A 15,588-nucleotide genomic window follows, 5' to 3' on the forward strand; every position below is an offset into this window, starting at 1 on the left:
GCGGTATGTCCGTCCTCGAAAAGCCGGGGGCGCCGGACGAGTTCACGAGTACTGGCTTGGGTGGGGTGCTGTACTGCGGGCGGACATACCGCCGCGTCCCCACCCCTTGCGCCGTCGCCCGGCTGCAGGCCGTCACCCCTTCCCGCCAGTAGGCCCTTGCGCCGGTCGCCCGCCTGCGAGCCCGTACCCGCGTCCCCACCCCTTGCGCCGTCGCCCGGCTGCAGGCCGTCACCCCTTCCCGCCAGTAGACCCTTGCGCCGGTCGCCCGCCTGCGGGCCCGTAGCCGCGTCCCCGCCCCTTGCGCCGTCGCCCGGCTGCGGGCCGCCGGTGGGGGATCCATGGCCCGCGCGGTTTCGAGGTGGTCGTCGTCGGGGGAAGGGACTTCCAACCGCCCCTGGGTCTTTTCGGCCCCTCCGGTCTGTCCGGGAGTCGGGGCGACGGTCCGCCAAGGAGTTCCCATGGCACCACGTGAACCCGTCCACCATCCTGTCTTCGCCCGTCTCTATGCCCGCTTCAGCCCGCGCGCCGAAGCGGTCGTCGGGCCGCACCGTCGTGCGCTCCTGTCCGGCCTGTCCGGGCGGGTCATCGAGGTCGGCGCGGGCAACGGGCTGAACTTCGCCCACTATCCGGCCTCGGTCAGCGAGGTCGTCGCCATCGAACCCGAGCGCCATCTGCGGACGCTGGCGGCCGAGGCGGGGCGGCGCGCCGAGGTCCCGGTGGACGTGGTGCCGGGCGTCGCCGAGGCCCTGCCCCTCAAGAGCGAGGCGTACGACGCCGCCGTCGCCTCGCTCGTGCTGTGCAGCGTGCGAGACCTCCCCCGGGCGCTCGCCGAGCTGCGGCGGGTGCTGCGGCCCGGGGGTGAGCTGCGGTTCTTCGAACATGGCCGGGCGCCCGGTGGTTCGATGGTGCTGGCTCAGCGAGCCCTGGACGCGACCGTGTGGCCGCTGCTGTTCGGCGGCTGTCACTCGGGGCGGGACATTGTGGGTGCTCTTGAGGATGCCGGGTTCGAACTGGGTGCGTACGAGCGGGTGTTGGTTCCGCCGAAGGGGCCCCGTGTGCCCAGCTCGTACTGTGTGCGGGGCGTTGCCCGGCGGCCTAGGGAGACTGCTCCAGAGGCTGGCTGAGGTTCACGCGGTTGCCGTCCGGGTCCTTGATGTGCGCGACCCGCTGGCCCCACGGCATGTCGTTCGGCGGGCCGAGCACCTGGCCGCCCAGCCGCTCGACCTGGCCGAGGAGGGCGTCCACGTCCTCGACCGTCACGCTGATCAGGAGCCGCTGGTCCGTGCCGATCTCCACCTTCTCGTTCGCCACCAGGCCCAACTCTCCTGCGCCGATGCGCAGTTCGACGAAGAACGTCGGGCCCTGTGAGGGTACCCGATTGGTCTCCTCGGCGCCGAGCAGGGCGCGGTAGAAGGCAGCGAGTCGGTTGAGATGTGGGGTCAGGATGATCGACTGGATGGCTGCAGGCAAGGGATCCACTCCTCCTGGTCCGTGAGCCCGGTGCGGGCTCGGTACGGGTCATGCATGAAGGAGGACTGGGGCCTGGACCGGAACTCATCGGTGGAGAAGGCGAAAGGGTCGGGGGGCTTGGGGGGGGCTCGGGGGCCCGGGGCGGCTCGGGGCCCGGAGGGCTCGTGGGCTCACAGGCTCCACTGGCGCAGTTGTTCCGCTATGTCGTGCACGCTCACGTCTTCCTCTTTCACCACGCGCGCGAGGTCGCGCACCTGCTCCGGTGACGTGACCACCTTGAGGCCGCTCGCGACCAGGTATGCGTAGGCGACGGACGTGGCGAACAGGGCGTTCGAGCGCTCAAGTGCCGGGACGTGCAGGAGGAGTTGGAGGAGGGCGGCGGCGCGGTCGTGCGGGGTCTCGTAGACGGGCATGCCGAAGATCTCCGCATCGTGCCTGCTGACGGCGGCGACGAGGGCGCCCCAGTCGGTGACCTGCGGGTCGCCGGGGGTCTTGTGTTCGGCGATCATCAAGAGCCAGGCAAGATCGATTCTGAGGTTCAACGGCTCAACGACGACCTTCGCGCCCGGTGCCGAACTCTTCCGCGAACACCGACTCGTACTGCTTCATGAAGTCGGCGGCCGCATCCACGAACGTGTGCCCCATCTCGCCCGCGTCCTGCTTCACCAGTTCTTCGATGTAGCGATTGACGCTCATGCCCCTCGACAGCGCGCGCTCGCGGGCTGTCCGGGCCGTGTCCTCGTCCACCCGTACGTTCAGCTGAGTCTTCGCCATGTTGTCAAGCTAGCGCCGGGACGCTAGCACCGGCAAGGGCGCCTGGACGGCGCACGATGACATGCTCTGTGTCCCGCGGCGGGATCGTGGCCCTTACATGCGCCTCGACGCCCGACCTCGGACGGATACCGGTCCCCCGCCGCGCCCCGTACCCTCTGCGTACCTTGGCCGACTCCCTTCCAGAGTACGGGAGTTGGCGCGATCTTGCCCCGGGAGGACGCCTTGTCCACATCAGATTCCCGCGCCGCGTCCCGAGCCCGCGGGCTGACCAAGGCGTACGGCTCCGGTGAGACCACCGTGCTCGCCCTCGACGCCGTCGACGTGGAGATCGGGCGCGGGCGCTTCACCGCGGTCATGGGGCCCTCCGGCTCCGGCAAGTCCACGCTCATGCACTGTCTGGCCGGGCTCGACAGCGCCTCGGCAGGGCAGGTGTGGCTCGGCGACACCGAGATCACGGGGCTGCGGGAGCGGGAGCTGACCCGGCTGCGGCGCGACCGGATCGGCTTCATGTTCCAGTCCTTCAACCTCATCCCGACGCTCAGCGCCCTGGAGAACATCACGCTGCCGATGGACATCGCGGGCCGGCGCCCCGACCCGAAGTGGCTGGAGCATGTGATCGACACCCTTGGTCTGCGCGATCGCCTCACGCACCGGCCCGCCGAGCTCTCCGGCGGGCAGCAGCAGCGCGTGGCCTGTGCGCGGGCCCTCGCCTCGCGGCCCGAGCTGATCTTCGCGGACGAGCCGACCGGGAACCTGGACTCGCGGGCGGGCCTCGAAGTCCTCGGCTTCCTGCGCGGTGCCGTCGACGAACTGGGCCAGACCGTGGTGATGGTGACCCATGACCCGGGCGCCGCCGCCCACGCCGACCTGGTGCTCTTCCTCGCGGACGGCAGGATCGTCGACGAGATGGCGCGGCCCGGCGCGGAGGCCGTCCTGGAGCGGATGAAGCGGTTCGACGTGGTGCACGCGGTGGCGGCGGCTCAGGACGGTGCGCCGCCGGACGGGCGGGAAGCGCAGGAGCAGTCGCCGCGACCGGGCGAGCAGGGCTGAGGGGCGGCCGCGCATGCTCAAGGCGACCCTGCGCAGCTTCCTCGCGCACAAGGGGCGGCTCGCGCTCTCCGCGCTGGCCGTCGTGCTGTCCGTGGCGTTCGTCGCGGGCAGCCTGATCTTCTCGGACACCGTGAGCCGCACCTTCGACCGGCTCTTCGCCTCCACCTCGGCCGATGTGACGGTGAGCCCCAAGGAAGGGCCTGACGAGACGCTGCCCTCGGGGCAGACGGCGACGGTGCCCGCGAGCCTCGCCGGGCGGCTGGCGAAGGTGGACGGGGTCGCCGACGCCCGCGTCGACGCCGCCGTCGAGAACGTCACCGTCGTCGACAAGAAGAACAAGTCCGTCGGCCCGACCACCGGCGCCCCCACCATCGCCACCAACTGGTACGCCTCCGACCGCAGCCCCGTGAAGCTCACCTCGGGCCACGCCCCGCACGGCGCGGGCCAGGCCATGCTCGACGCCGACACCGCCGACAAGAAGAACCTGGAGATCGGCGACACCCTCACCGTCCTCGCCCGGCCCGGCTCGTTCAAGGTCGAGATCGTCGGCATCGCCACCTTCACCACGACCAACCCCGGGGCCGCGCTCCTGTTCGTCGACACCCCCACCGCCCAGCGCCGGCTCCTCGGCGACTCCAAGGCCGCCACGGGCATCTCGCTGGACGCGGCGCCGGGCGTCGGCGACCCGGACCTCAAGCGCCGCGTCGCCGCCGAACTGGGCTCCGGCTACGACCTCAAGACCGCCGCCGAGCAGGCCGAGTCGGACGCTGCCCAGCTGGGCGGGTTCCTGGACGTCATCAAGTACGTGATGCTCGGCTTCGCCGGGGTCGCCGTGCTGGTCGGGATCTTCCTGATCGTCAACACGTTCTCGATGCTCATCGCGCAGCGCACCCGCGAGCTCGGACTGCTGCGCGCGCTCGGCGCCGACCACCGCCAGGTGCGCCGCTCCGTGCTGATCGAGGCGGTGCTCCTCGGCGTGGTGGGCTCCACGCTCGGGCTCGCCGCGGGCATCGGCCTGGCGGTGGGGCTCATCGAGCTGATGGGCGTGTTCGGGATGAACCTGAAGTCGACGGAGATGGTCATCGGGGTGGCGACTCCCGTCGCCGCGTACGTGGTGGGGGTCGGTGTCACCTTCGTCGCGGCCTATCTGCCCGCGCGCCGGGCCGCCCAGGTCTCCCCGATGGCCGCGCTCGCGGACGCCGAAGTCGCCGGTGTGGGGCGGCCGTTGCGGACGCGGGCGATCGCCGGGGCGGTCGTGGGCGGGGCGGGGCTCGCGGCTCTCGCGGGCTGCGCGGCGGCCGACCGGACCGCGTCCGCGGCCTCGCTGCTCGGCGTCGGCATCGCCCTGACGCTGGTCGCCACCGTGGTCGCGGGGCCGCTCCTGGTGCGCCCGGTGATCCGGGTCCTGGGCGCGGCGTTCCCCGCCGTGTTCGGCTCGGTCGGCCGGATGAGCCAGCGCAACGCGCTGCGCAACCCCCGCCGCACGGGGGCCACGGCGGCGGCCCTGATGATCGGGCTCGCCCTGGTCGGCGGCCTCTCGGTGGCCAGCGCGTCGATGACGAAGTCCTTCGACCGGCAGATCGACAAGACGCTGGGCGCCGACTTCGTGGTGCAGAACGCCACCACCTTCGCGCCGTTCGCCGACGAGGTCGGCCGGAAGGTGAACGCCACCAAGGGGGCCGGGCTCGTCGTGCGGCAGCGCTTCGCGACGGTCGAGGTGACGCTGCCGGACGGCAAGCACGTCACATCGGCGGCCGCGGGCTACGGTCCGCGCCTCGACGACGTCGTGCACCTCACATACGCGCAGGGCGACAGCGCCGCGGCGCTCGCCCCCGAACACATCGGCATGGACAAGGACTTCGCCGCCGACCACGGGGTGCGCGTCGGCTCCGTCGTCCCGGTGGAGTTCCCCGGCAAGCGCACCGCGCGCCTGACGGTGGGCGCCCTCACCGACCAGGACCAGGCCGAGGGCCCCGGCATGAAGGGCGGCCTCTTCGTCGGCTACGGGACGATGACGCAGTACGTGCCGGGCGGCCAGGACGTCGCGCTCATGGTCAACGCCGCCGCCGGTACCGACCCCGACACGCTGCGCCAGAACCTGGAGCGCGCCCTCGACCCGTATCCGCAGGTGCGCGTCCTCGACCAGGCCGACTACAAGGAGCTGATCCGGCAGCAGATCGCGGTGCTGCTCTACCTCGTGTACGCGCTGCTCGGGCTCGCGATCGTCATCGCGGTCCTCGGCGTGGTCAACACCCTTGCCCTGTCGGTGGTCGAGCGCACCCGGGAGATCGGGCTGCTGCGCGCCATCGGCCTCGCACGGCGTCAGCTGCGCCGGATGATCCGCCTGGAGTCGGTGGTGATCGCCGTGTTCGGCGCGGTGCTCGGGCTCGCGCTCGGCCTGGTGTGGGGCGTGGCCGTGAGCCAGGTGCTCGCGCTGCAGGGCATGAAGGAGTTCGCGGTGCCCTGGACGACGCTCGTCGCGGTGGTCCTCGGCTCGGTCGTGGTGGGGATCGTGGCGGCGCTGCTGCCCGCACTGCGTGCATCCCGCATGAATGTACTGGCGGCGATCGCGCACGAGTGATGGACTGACGGCCTCCGCATGCTCAACGTCCGTTTCTCCGAGGTGAGTTCATGAGCCGTCCGTTCCGCTTCGGCGTCACCATGATGACCCCCACCGGGGGCGAGGAGTGGCGCAAGAAGTGCCGCAGGGCCGAGGACCTCGGCTACGACGTCATCCTGGTCCCCGACCACCTCGGCCTGCCCGCGCCCTTCCCTGCGGTCGTCGCCGCGGCCGAGGCGACCGAGCGGCCCCGGGTCGGCACGTTCGTGCTCAACGCCGGGTTCTGGAACCCGACGCTGCTCGCCCGCGAGGTGGCCACGACCGACGCCCTCACCGGCGGCCGCCTGGAGCTCGGCCTCGGCACCGGCTATGTGCAGGCCGAACACGACGCGGCCGGGCTGCCGTTCGGGACGCCCGGCGAGCGCGTGACCCATCTGCGGCGCACCGTCGAGGAGTTGGACCGGATCCTCACCGACCCCGGGCTCCGGCCGCCGTCGCCGCAGCGGCCCCGCCCCCCGTATCTGATCGGCGGCCACGGCGACCGCATGCTGCGGCTGACCGCCGCGCACGCGGACATCGCGGCGTTCCACGGCACCCGCACCGACCCCGCCGACCCGAGCGGCAAGCTCATCGTGCTCCCGGCGGCACAGGTGGCCGAGCGCGTCGCGGCGTACCGGCGGTTCGCGGCGGAGCGCCGTTCGACAGCGGCACCCGCCGAGCTGAACCTGCTGCTCCAGATGGTCGTGCCCACCGACGACCGCCGGGCCGCGGCCCGCGCCGCCCTCGACAAGATCCCCTACCTCACCGAGGACGAGATCCTCGACCTGCCGATCCTCCTCATCGGGACGGTCGCGCAGCAGGCGGAGCAACTGCGCGCGCAGCGGGAGCGGTACGGGTTCTCGTACATCTCGGTGCTCGAACCGGCGATGGAGGCGCTCGCCCCGGTGATCGAGGAGCTCAGCGGGGACTGAGGCCGGGCCCTCGTGAGGCGTCCGGATCGTGAAAAGCCGGGCGGCCCCGCCCGCCCTCCTGTTGAGATGACCTCATGAGTGAACTGCGCATACGCCACGCCACCCCCGCCGACCTGGACGCCGTGCTCGCCTTCTGGAAGGTCGCCGCCGAGGGGACCAGCATCACCGACGACCGCGCGGGCGTGGAGCGGCTCGTCGCCCGCGACCCCGAGGCGCTGCTGCTCGCCGAGCGGGACGGGGAGCTCGCGGGCACCGTCATCGCCGGCTGGGACGGCTGGCGGGCCTCGCTCTACCGTCTTGCCGTGCACCCGGACCAGCGGCGCCGGGGCGTGGGCGGCGCCCTGCTCGACGCCGCCGAGGAGCGCTTCGTGGCGCTCGGCGGCCGCCGGGGCGACGCGATGGTCCTGGACGACAATGAACCGGCCCACCATGCCTGGCGCGCGGCGGGCTATGCGCCGCAGCCGCAGTGGAGCCGCTGGGTCAAGCCGTTCACGGAGGCGTGACCGGGGCATCGACGCAGGTCGGCGGAGCCTCCTTTGCTGCTCCTTTACCATGGGTGAGCCCCACCCCCCACCCCCATCGACCGAAAGGTGTGAGCGTCCGCCCATGGGCGAGCCTCCCAGTACCCCTCGACATCGCGCGTTCCCCAGTCCCCTGGCCGATCATGGGACGGAGGTGACCCGATGACCGAAGTGCTCCTGCTCCTCGTGGCGGTGCTGCTCTCGCTGGCCTGCGGTGTCTTCGTCGCGGCGGAGTTCTCGCTCACCACGGTCGAGCGCAGCGACCTCGAGCGGGCCGCGGAGCGGGGCGAGCGCGGGGCCGCCGGGGCCCTCAAGGCCGTCCGGCAGCTCACCTTCCAGCTCTCCGGCGCGCAGCTCGGCATCACCGTCACCAACCTGGTGGTCGGCATGCTCTCCGAGCCGTCCATCGCCAAGCTCATCGCGGGTCCGCTGCGCTCCCTCGGCGTGCCCGAAGGGGCGTCCTCGTCGGTGGCGCTCGTCATCGGCACGGCCCTGTCGACGGTGTTCCTGATGGTCGTCGGCGAACTGGTGCCCAAGAACTGGGCGATCTCCTCGCCGCTCGCCGTCAGCAAGCGCGTCGCCGCCCCGCAGCGCCTGTTCAGCGCCGTGTTCCGGCCCTTCATCACACACCTCAACAACACCGCGAACCGCGCCGTGCGCCGCTTCGGCATCGAGCCCGCCGAGGAGCTCGCCTCCGCGCGCGGCCCCCAGGAACTGGTGGCCCTGGCCCGTCACTCCGCCAAGGAGGGCGCCCTGGAGGCGGACACCGCCGAGCTGTTCATGCGCACCCTGAACCTCGCCGACCTCGACGCGGAGAACGTGATGACGCCGCGCGTCCAGGTCGTCGCCCTCGACGCCCACGCCACCTGCGAGGACGTCGCCAACGCGACGCGCGCCACCGGGCTCTCGCGCTTCCCCGTCTACCGGGGCAACCTCGACACGGTCGTCGGGGTCGTCCACATCAAGGACGTCCTGGCCGTCCCGGCCGAGCTGCGCGCCCGGCGGCCCGTGGCCGAGCTGATGCGCGAGCCGCTCCTCGTCCCGGAGACGCTGACCGTCGACCGGCTCCTGGACCGGCTCTCCGGGAAGCGCACGATGGCCGTGGTCATCGACGAGTACGGCGGCACCGCAGGCGTCGCCACCCTGGAGGACATCGTCGAGGAGGTCGTCGGCGAGGTCCGCGACGAGCACGACCCGCACGAGACCCCCGACCTGGCCGCCGCCGGGGCCGACCCGGAGGGCCGCACGCTCTACTCCGCGGACGGTGCCGCCCGCACCGACCAGCTGCTGCGCGTCGGCCTGCGGGTGCCCGACGGACCGTACGAGACGCTCGCGGGCCTGCTGGCCACCGAGCTCGGCCGCATCCCCGAGGTCGGGGACCACGTCGAGGTCGCCGGGTGGCGGCTCGACGTGGTGGACGCCACCGGGCGCCGGGCCGCCCGCGTGCTGCTGCACGCACCCGTGAACGGGCCCGCCGAGGACGAGGAGGAGGACCGATGACCGCCGTCCAGCTGCTGATCGGCCTGGCGACGCTCGTCGTCAACGCCTTCTTCGTGGGCGCCGAGTTCGCGCTCATCTCGGTGCGCCGCAGCCAGATCGAACCGCATGCCGAGGAGGGCGACCGGCGCGCGACCAGCGTGCTGTGGGGCCTCAAGCACGTCTCCGCCCTGATGGCGGCGGCACAGCTCGGCATCACGCTGTGCACGCTGGTCCTCGGTGTCGTCGCCGAGCCCGCTATCGCGCACCTGCTTGAGCCGGTCTTCGACGCGGTCGGGGTGCCGCACGGCCTGGTCCACCCCATCTCGTTCGTGATCGCGCTGGCCGTGGCGACGTATCTGCACATGCTGCTCGGCGAGATGATCCCGAAGAACATCGCGCTCGCGGAGCCGGTGCGCAGCGCGCTGCTGCTCGGCCCGCCCCTGGTCACCCTCGCCAAGGCGCTGCGCCCGGTGATCTTCGCGATCAACGCCTTCGCCAGCTTCCTGCTGAAGCTGCTGCGGGTGGAGGCCAAGGACGAGGTGTCCGCGACCTTCTCGGACGACGAACTGGCCCGGCTGGTCAAGGACTCCGGCGACGCGGGCCTGATCGACGACCGCGCGCAGGAGCGGCTGCACGACGCCCTGGAGCTGGGCCGCCGCCCGGTCAGGGACGTGGTGCTGCCGCTGGAGCGCGTCGTCTACGCGCGCGTGGGTGTCACGCCCGAGCAGCTGGAGCGGCTCTCCGCCGAGTCCGGCTTCTCCCGCTTCCCCGTGGTCGACGAGGGCCGCAGGATCGTCGGTTATCTGCACGTCAAGGACGCCCTGGACGCGGCGCCGCGCGATCTGCCGTTCCGCGTCCCGGACATGCGCGCCATCGCCCGCGTACGGGAGTCCACGCCGCTGGACGACGTGCTGACCGCGATGCGCGGCAGCCGCACGCACGTCGCCGCCGTGCTCGGCTCGGACGGCCGCCTCGCGGGCATGGTCACCATGGAGGACGTGCTGCGGGAGCTGTTCGGGCAGAGCGCGTAACGCCGGTGGGCGGAGGCGGACCGCTTGGCGGCGGTGCGTGCGGGCCGGCCGGTCAGAGGACCGGCTCGCCCGCCTCCCGGGGCCGCTCCGTGATGCCGGGCCCGCGGCCGCCGACGTTCTCCGCGCCGACGGCCGTGAGCACGGCGAGCAGGGCCGCGAACCCGGCCGTGGCGAACGCCGCCTTCCACTCCACGTCGAGCAGGTTCGTCGCCCCGGCGACCAGCACGGCGGCGAGCGCCTGCGCGAACGTACGGATGGCGCGTTCGGCGGTGGCCTTCCAGAAGGCTGCGGTCCACATGGCGGGCTCGCTCTCGTGAGGGGGCTGAGGCGCAGAAGGCGTACGGGTTCCCCTCCTGGCATACCGCCGCCTCCCCCACCTGTCAGCTGCCGTCACCAGGGCATCGGGTTACGATCGGCCCCGCCATGGAGAAAATTGCCAACTACACCAGTCTCGTCGCGGTAGGCGACTCCTTCACCGAGGGAATGTCCGACCTCCTCCCCGACGGCAGCTACCGCGGCTGGGCCGATGTGCTCGCCGGGCGGATGGCGGCGCACACCCCCGGCTTCCGGTACGCCAACCTCGCCGTGCGCGGCAAGCTCATCGGGCAGATCGTCGACGAGCAGGTGGACGTGGCGGCCGCCATGGGCGCCGACGTGATCACGCTGGTGGGTGGGCTCAACGACACCCTGCGCCCCAAGGTCGACATGGGCCGGGTGCGCGCCCTGCTCGGCGAGGCCGTCGAGCGTCTCGCGCCCGCCTGCGAGCAGCTGGTGCTGATGCGCAGCCCCGGCCGCAACGGCCCGGTGCAGCAGCGGTTCCGCCCGCGCATGGAGGAGCTCTTCGCGTACGTCGAGGAGCTCGCGGACAAGCACGGCGCCCTCGTCGTGGATCTCTACGGCGCCCCCGTCCTCGGGGACCAGCGGATGTGGGACGTGGACCGGCTGCACCTCACCGCCGAGGGGCACCGCCGGGTCGCCGAGGCCGTGTGGCAGGCGCTCGGCCATGAACCGGAGTCGGACTGGCGGGCCCCGCTGCCGCCCTCGACGCCGCCGAACTGGGCCATGCGCCGGGTCGCCGACGTCCGCTTCGCCCAGCAGCACCTGGTCCCGTGGATCGGCCGCCGCCTCACCGGCCGCTCCTCCGGTGACGGCCGCCCGCCCAAGCGGGCCGAGCTGCTGCCTTATGAGGGGCCGGGGGCCTGACGCTCCTCCTTTCCCCGATCCCGCCCCTTCCCGAAACCGCCGCTCCCGCGGCCCTGGGGCGCCGTCCTGGGGCTTCGCCCCTAGGGCCTGTCCGGCGGATCAGGCCGCATGATTCCGAGCTGTGCCGTCCGTCGCCGGTGAGCGGGCTGTGGTGCGTCGAGATGCAAGGCGGAGGAGGGCGACAACGCGGAGCGTTGGCAACCGACGACAACGCCGCAGATCGGCGTGGAACAGCCCGCGACCGCGGCAAGATCCGCCGGACAGGTCCTAGACCCCCATCGGCGCTGGACGCGCCTCGTCCTCAAACGCCGGACGGGCTGATGGGTCCGCCCGGCTCGTAGCTTCCGACGAAGAAGCCCGCGGCGCTGGCCTGCACGAACGCCCAGTAGAATCCGTGCACGTGACTGCTGCGCCTGCAAAGCCCCGTATCCCGAACGTCCTCGCCGGACGTTATGCCTCCGCCGAGCTCGCCACCCTCTGGTCGCCCGAGCAGAAGGTGAAGCTGGAGCGTCAGCTCTGGCTCGCCGTGCTGCGCGCGCAGAAGGACCTCGGGATCGAGGTGCCGGACTCCGCCATCGCCGACTACGAGCGCGTCGTCGACCAGGTGGACCTGGCCTCGATCGCCGAGCGCGAGAAGGTCACGCGCCACGACGTGAAGGCCCGCATCGAGGAGTTCAACGCCCTCGCCGGGCACGAGCACGTCCACAAGGGCATGACCTCCCGCGACCTCACCGAGAACGTGGAGCAGCTGCAGATCCGGCTCTCCCTGGAGCTGGTGCGCGGCCGCGCCGTCGCCGTGCTCGCCCGGCTCGGGAAGCTCGCCGCGGAGTACGGCGAGCTGGTCATGGCGGGCCGCTCGCACAACGTCGCCGCGCAGGCCACGACGCTCGGCAAGCGCTTCGCGACCGGTGCCGACGAGCTGCTGGTCGCCTTCCGTCGGCTCGACGAGCTCATCGGGCGCTATCCGCTCCGTGGGATCAAGGGGCCCGTCGGCACCGCCCAGGACATGCTCGACCTGCTCGGCGGCGACGCCGCGAAGCTGGCGGAGCTCGAGCAGCGCATCGCCTCCCACCTCGGCTTCGAGTCGGCCTTCACCTCGGTCGGCCAGGTCTACCCGCGCTCCCTCGACTACGACGTGGTGACGGCCCTGGTGCAGCTCGCCGCCGCGCCCTCCTCCATCGCCAAGACGATCCGGCTGATGGCCGGGCACGAGCTGGTCACCGAGGGCTTCAAGCCGGGCCAGGTCGGCTCGTCCGCGATGCCGCACAAGATGAACACCCGTTCCTGCGAGCGCGTCAACGGGCTCACCGTCATCCTGCGCGGCTACGCGTCGATGACCGGGGAGCTGGCCGGTGACCAGTGGAACGAGGGCGACGTCTCCTGCTCCGTCGTACGCCGGGTCGCGCTGCCCGACGCGTTCTTCGCGCTCGACGGGCTGCTGGAGACCTTCCTGACGGTGCTCGACGAGTTCGGGGCGTTCCCCGCCGTTGTCGCCCGTGAGTTGGATCGCTACCTGCCGTTCCTCGCCACCACGAAGGTGCTGATGGCCGCGGTGCGCGCGGGCGTCGGGCGCGAGGAGGCCCACGAGGCGATCAAGGAGAACGCGGTCGCCTCGGCCCTCGCGATGCGCGAGCAGGGTGCCGAGCGCAATGAGCTGCTCGACAAGCTCGCCGCGGACTCCCGCATCCCGCTGGACCGGGCGCAGCTCGACGAACTCATGGCCGACAAGCTGTCGTTCACGGGCGCCGCGAGCGACCAGGTCACCTCGGTGGTCGCGCGGATCGAGGAGCTCGCCAAGCAGTACCCGGACGCGGCGGCGTACACGCCGGGCGCGATCCTCTAGCTCCGCTCGACGCCTGCCCGGTGCTCGCCCTTGCCCGCCCTGCGCACCCGCAGGGCGACGAAGGCGAGCACCGCCAGGGCCACCACGGCGAGCACGGCCTTGGAGTACAGGCCGACCAGGTCCGTCACCTCGTGCCAACGGGTGCCCAGGGCATGGCCGATGAGCACGAAGACCGTGTTCCAGATGAGGCTGCCCGCCGTGGTCAGGGCCAGGAAGACGGGCAGGCCCATGCGTTCGACGCCCGCCGGGACCGAGATCATGCTGCGGAAGATCGGCACCATCCGGCCGAAGAAGACGGCCTTGGTGCCGTGCCGGGTGAACCAGCGCTCCGTCTTCTCGATGTCCGCGACCTTCACCAGGGGAAGGCGGGCCGCGATCGCCACGGTGCGCTCCCGGCCGAGCAGTGCGCCCACCGCGTAGAGCGCGAGCGCCCCGGCGACCGAGCCGGCCGTCGTCCACACCAGGACGGCGAGCAGGCTCAACTCGCCCTGGCTCGCGGCGAATCCGGCGAGCGGCAGGATCACCTCGCTGGGCAGCGGCGGGAAGAGGTTCTCCAGGGCGATGGCGGCCCCGGCGCCGGCCGCGCCCAGGGAGTCCATGAGTCCGGCGGCCCAGCCTGCGATGCCGCCCGCCGGGGCTTCGTAGGCGGAAAGCTCGTACGCGTTGTTGGGGATCATGCCGTCGAGGCTAGGAAATCCGCAGGTCGTGGCGGTATGCGGGGTGCCGCAGAGTTCGGGTGCGGGGTGTCGCAGCAGAGGAGTGCGGGCGGCCGCAGCGCAAGAGTGCGGTTTTCCGCAGTCCGCCGGGAGGGGCGCTCGGCTAGCGTGGACGATCATGCGTACCTACCTCCACAGCTGGCTGCGCCGTGCCATGGGCGTCCTGGCCGGGGCGCTCACCGCCGTCCCCGGGCTCGTCTTCTCGGCCGCGGCGGGGCTGTGGCTGCTCGTGGCGCCCGGGCGCGGCCGGGACCGGCGTACGGGAGAGGACCAAGTGCTGCGCGGCGCCGCCCTGTTGGCGCGGGTCGAGCGGCGCCGCATGGCCCGCTGGTACGGCACGGATCCCGGTCCCGTGGAGCCCGGCCGCCCCGCCCTCGCCTACGTCGCCGCCCGCTGCGGGACGGGACTGCTCGGCGGGCTGGTGCTGCTGTGCGGGGTCATCGGCGCCGCGTACGGCTCGCTGCTGCTGTGGGGCTGGTTCGTGATCGACCTCGACCGGTGGTCGTTCTCCCTGGTCGCCTCCGCGTTCGGCGGGTTCTTCCTGCTCTTCCTGTGCGCGCAGGGGGTGTACGGGGTCGCGCTGATGGAGGAGCGGCTGGCCCGGCACTTCCTCGGGCCGAGCGACCGCGCGCGCATGGAGCGCCGGATCGGCGAGCTGGCCGCCTCCCGCGCCGGGGTCGTCGAGGCCGTGCACGACGAGCGGCGCCGCATCGAGCGCGACCTCCACGACGGGGTGCAGCAGCGCCTGGTCGCCCTCGGCATGCTGCTCGGCCGGGCCCGCCGCGCCCCCGACCCGGACAAGTCCGCCCTGCTGCTCCGCCAGGCCCACGAGGAGGCGCAGCGGGCCCTCGGTGAACTGCGCGACGTGGCCTGGCGCGTCTACCCGGCGGCGCTGGACGAGGGCGGGCTCGCCGCCGCCCTGGAGACCGTCGCGGAGCGCGCCGGGATCCCCGTACGACTGGAGTGCGCGCTGCGGGACACCCCGCCGTCGGCCGCGCAGTCCGTGGCCTACTTCGTGGCCGCCGAGGCCGTCACCAATGCGGTCAAGCACTCCGGTGCCACCCAGGTCTCCGTCCTCGTGGAGCGGCGCGACGACGTGCTGCGGCTGTGCGTCGAGGACGACGGGCGGGGCGGGGCCGACCCCGGGGGCGGCGGACTGCTCGGCCTGTCCCGGCGCGTGGCCGCGCTGGACGGCACCCTCTCCGTGTCCAGCCCGGCCGGAGGTCCCACCGCCATCACCGCGGAGCTGCCGTGCGCGTCATGATCGCCGAGGATTCGACCCTGCTGCGGGAGGGCCTGGTCCGGCTGCTCGCGGACGAGGGGCACACCGTCACCGCCGCGGTGGGCGACGCGCGGGCGCTGCTCGACGCGGTGGCCGCCGAGCCGCCGGACGTCGCCGTGATCGACGTCCGGATGCCGCCCACGCACACGGACGAGGGGCTGCGCGCCGCCCTGGAGATCCGGGAGCGCTGGCCCGGGACGGGGGCGCTCGTGCTGTCGCAGTACGTGGAACGGCGGTACGCCACCGAGCTGTTGACCACGGAGACCGAGGGCGTCGGGTATCTGCTGAAGGACCGGGTCGTGCAGGTCGACGAGTTCCTCGACGCGCTCGGCCGGGTCGGCGCGGGGCAGACCGCCTTCGACCCGGAGGTGGTGCGCCAGCTCCTCGCCCGCTCGCGCCACGCCGACCCGCTGCAGCGCCTCACCCCGCGCGAGGGCGAGGTGCTCGGCAGGATGGCGCAGGGCCACACGAACGCGGCGATCGCGGCGCAGCTGCACGTCTCGCAGAGCGCCGTCGAGAAGTACATCAACGCGATCTTCGACAAGCTCGAACTGAGCGGCACCACGGGGTACAGCCGACGGGTCCTCGCGGTGCTGCGCTACCTCGGGACGTGACCTCGGGAGGTGGCCTCGGGATGTGGCGCTCGTGGCACCCGCTTCTGAATACGGCACCGCCCTTTAGAGATCAA

At 72.5% G+C, this 15,588-nt stretch carries 16 protein-coding genes; 11 read left to right on the forward strand and 5 right to left on the reverse strand.

All coding sequences use genetic code 11. The features are described from left to right. Positions 1-458: 458 nt before the first annotated feature. Positions 459-1,124 (forward strand): class I SAM-dependent methyltransferase, encoded by a 666-nt coding sequence (locus tag ACFWYM_RS37910; RefSeq protein WP_384847746.1) that lies wholly within the window; start codon positions 459-461, stop codon positions 1,122-1,124. Here ACFWYM_RS37910 and ACFWYM_RS37915 read toward each other — a convergent pair. From ACFWYM_RS37915 to ACFWYM_RS37925, 3 genes are all read right to left on the reverse strand, one after another. Then, the gene (locus ACFWYM_RS37915) at positions 1,096-1,470 is read right to left on the reverse strand and encodes a VOC family protein (RefSeq protein WP_384847750.1); all 375 of its coding nucleotides are present in this window, start codon (positions 1,468-1,470) and stop codon (positions 1,096-1,098) included. The genes ACFWYM_RS37910 and ACFWYM_RS37915 overlap by 29 nt on opposite strands. Positions 1,471-1,640: 170 nt before the next feature. Beyond that, positions 1,641-1,979, reverse strand: a complete 339-nt coding sequence (locus tag ACFWYM_RS37920; protein WP_384847753.1) for a fic family toxin-antitoxin system, toxin component — start codon at positions 1,977-1,979, stop codon at positions 1,641-1,643. Positions 1,980-2,016: 37 nt separating this feature from the next. After that, positions 2,017-2,244 carry an antitoxin gene (locus ACFWYM_RS37925; protein WP_384847756.1) on the reverse strand — a complete coding sequence of 76 codons (228 nt, stop codon included), beginning with the start codon at positions 2,242-2,244 and terminating at the stop codon, positions 2,017-2,019. Between the two features lie 222 nt (positions 2,245-2,466). On the opposite strand from ACFWYM_RS37925, the gene ACFWYM_RS37930 reads away from it, so the two are divergent. The 6 genes from ACFWYM_RS37930 to ACFWYM_RS37955 all read left to right on the forward strand — a co-directional run bounded on the left by ACFWYM_RS37930 (position 2,467) and on the right by ACFWYM_RS37955 (position 9,856). Further along, positions 2,467-3,294: an ABC transporter ATP-binding protein gene (locus tag ACFWYM_RS37930; protein WP_384847759.1), complete on the forward strand. Its 828-nt coding sequence runs from the start codon at positions 2,467-2,469 to the stop codon at positions 3,292-3,294. Between the two features lie 13 nt (positions 3,295-3,307). Beyond that, positions 3,308-5,875 carry an ABC transporter permease gene (locus ACFWYM_RS37935; protein WP_384847762.1) on the forward strand — a complete coding sequence of 856 codons (2,568 nt, stop codon included), beginning with the start codon at positions 3,308-3,310 and terminating at the stop codon, positions 5,873-5,875. 50 nt (positions 5,876-5,925) lie between these two features. Next, positions 5,926-6,825: a TIGR03621 family F420-dependent LLM class oxidoreductase gene (locus ACFWYM_RS37940; protein ID WP_384847765.1), complete on the forward strand. Its 900-nt coding sequence runs from the start codon at positions 5,926-5,928 to the stop codon at positions 6,823-6,825. A 74-nt stretch (positions 6,826-6,899) separates the two neighbouring features. Further along, positions 6,900-7,328, forward strand: a complete 429-nt coding sequence (locus tag ACFWYM_RS37945) for a GNAT family N-acetyltransferase (RefSeq protein ID WP_384847768.1) — start codon at positions 6,900-6,902, stop codon at positions 7,326-7,328. Between the two features lie 180 nt (positions 7,329-7,508). Beyond that, a complete protein-coding gene (locus tag ACFWYM_RS37950) occupies positions 7,509-8,846 on the forward strand; it encodes a hemolysin family protein (RefSeq protein ID WP_384847771.1) in 1,338 nt (445 codons plus the stop codon). Then, entirely contained in the window at positions 8,843-9,856 is a 1,014-nt protein-coding gene (locus ACFWYM_RS37955) for a hemolysin family protein (protein WP_384847774.1), read from the forward strand. The genes ACFWYM_RS37950 and ACFWYM_RS37955 overlap by 4 nt, the downstream gene beginning before the upstream one ends. 52 nt (positions 9,857-9,908) lie before the next feature. On the opposite strand, the gene ACFWYM_RS37960 is transcribed toward ACFWYM_RS37955, so the two are convergent. After that, positions 9,909-10,154 (reverse strand): holin, encoded by a 246-nt coding sequence (locus ACFWYM_RS37960; RefSeq protein WP_384847776.1) that lies wholly within the window; start codon positions 10,152-10,154, stop codon positions 9,909-9,911. A gap of 125 nt (positions 10,155-10,279) precedes the next feature. Here ACFWYM_RS37960 and ACFWYM_RS37965 point away from each other — a divergent pair, with 125 nt between their 5' ends. Both ACFWYM_RS37965 and purB read left to right on the forward strand, forming a co-directional pair. Next, positions 10,280-11,059, forward strand: a complete 780-nt coding sequence (locus ACFWYM_RS37965; protein ID WP_384847779.1) for an SGNH/GDSL hydrolase family protein — start codon at positions 10,280-10,282, stop codon at positions 11,057-11,059. Between the two features lie 400 nt (positions 11,060-11,459). Continuing rightward, on the forward strand, positions 11,460-12,902 hold the full coding sequence (purB, locus tag ACFWYM_RS37970; protein ID WP_384847782.1) for an adenylosuccinate lyase: 1,443 nt from the start codon (positions 11,460-11,462) through the stop codon (positions 12,900-12,902). Here the strand turns inward: purB and ACFWYM_RS37975 are convergent. Continuing rightward, positions 12,899-13,501 (reverse strand): DedA family protein, encoded by a 603-nt coding sequence (locus ACFWYM_RS37975; RefSeq protein ID WP_384847931.1) that lies wholly within the window; start codon positions 13,499-13,501, stop codon positions 12,899-12,901. The two genes, purB and ACFWYM_RS37975, sit on opposite strands and share 4 nt — an antisense overlap. Positions 13,502-13,736: 235 nt before the next feature. Between ACFWYM_RS37975 and ACFWYM_RS37980 the strand changes: the two genes are divergently transcribed. Further along, complete coding sequence (locus ACFWYM_RS37980) at positions 13,737-14,882, forward strand: sensor histidine kinase (RefSeq protein WP_384847785.1); 1,146 nt, start codon at positions 13,737-13,739, stop codon at positions 14,880-14,882. Continuing rightward, positions 14,879-15,514 carry a response regulator gene (locus ACFWYM_RS37985; RefSeq protein ID WP_384847788.1) on the forward strand — a complete coding sequence of 212 codons (636 nt, stop codon included), beginning with the start codon at positions 14,879-14,881 and terminating at the stop codon, positions 15,512-15,514. The genes ACFWYM_RS37980 and ACFWYM_RS37985 overlap by 4 nt, the downstream gene beginning before the upstream one ends. Positions 15,515-15,588: the final 74 nt, after the last annotated feature.

The sequence above is a fragment of the Streptomyces sp. NPDC059009 genome, assembly GCF_042740175.1.
Lineage (GTDB): Bacteria > Actinomycetota > Actinomycetes > Streptomycetales > Streptomycetaceae > Streptomyces.

Coding starts and splice junctions, on each gene's coding strand:
- ACFWYM_RS37975 (WP_384847931.1), bottom strand. CDS start 13,501: ATGGACTCCCTGGGCGCGGCCGGCGCCGGGGCCGCCATCGCCCTGGAG.
- ACFWYM_RS37950 (WP_384847771.1), top strand. CDS start 7,509: ATGACCGAAGTGCTCCTGCTCCTCGTGGCGGTGCTGCTCTCGCTGGCC.
- ACFWYM_RS37910 (WP_384847746.1), top strand. CDS start 459: ATGGCACCACGTGAACCCGTCCACCATCCTGTCTTCGCCCGTCTCTAT.
- ACFWYM_RS37985 (WP_384847788.1), top strand. CDS start 14,879: ATGATCGCCGAGGATTCGACCCTGCTGCGGGAGGGCCTGGTCCGGCTG.
- ACFWYM_RS37955 (WP_384847774.1), top strand. CDS start 8,843: ATGACCGCCGTCCAGCTGCTGATCGGCCTGGCGACGCTCGTCGTCAAC.
- ACFWYM_RS37945 (WP_384847768.1), top strand. CDS start 6,900: ATGAGTGAACTGCGCATACGCCACGCCACCCCCGCCGACCTGGACGCC.
- ACFWYM_RS37960 (WP_384847776.1), bottom strand. CDS start 10,154: ATGTGGACCGCAGCCTTCTGGAAGGCCACCGCCGAACGCGCCATCCGT.
- ACFWYM_RS37920 (WP_384847753.1), bottom strand. CDS start 1,979: ATGATCGCCGAACACAAGACCCCCGGCGACCCGCAGGTCACCGACTGG.
- ACFWYM_RS37940 (WP_384847765.1), top strand. CDS start 5,926: ATGAGCCGTCCGTTCCGCTTCGGCGTCACCATGATGACCCCCACCGGG.
- ACFWYM_RS37935 (WP_384847762.1), top strand. CDS start 3,308: ATGCTCAAGGCGACCCTGCGCAGCTTCCTCGCGCACAAGGGGCGGCTC.
- ACFWYM_RS37980 (WP_384847785.1), top strand. CDS start 13,737: ATGCGTACCTACCTCCACAGCTGGCTGCGCCGTGCCATGGGCGTCCTG.
- ACFWYM_RS37925 (WP_384847756.1), bottom strand. CDS start 2,244: ATGGCGAAGACTCAGCTGAACGTACGGGTGGACGAGGACACGGCCCGG.
- ACFWYM_RS37965 (WP_384847779.1), top strand. CDS start 10,280: ATGGAGAAAATTGCCAACTACACCAGTCTCGTCGCGGTAGGCGACTCC.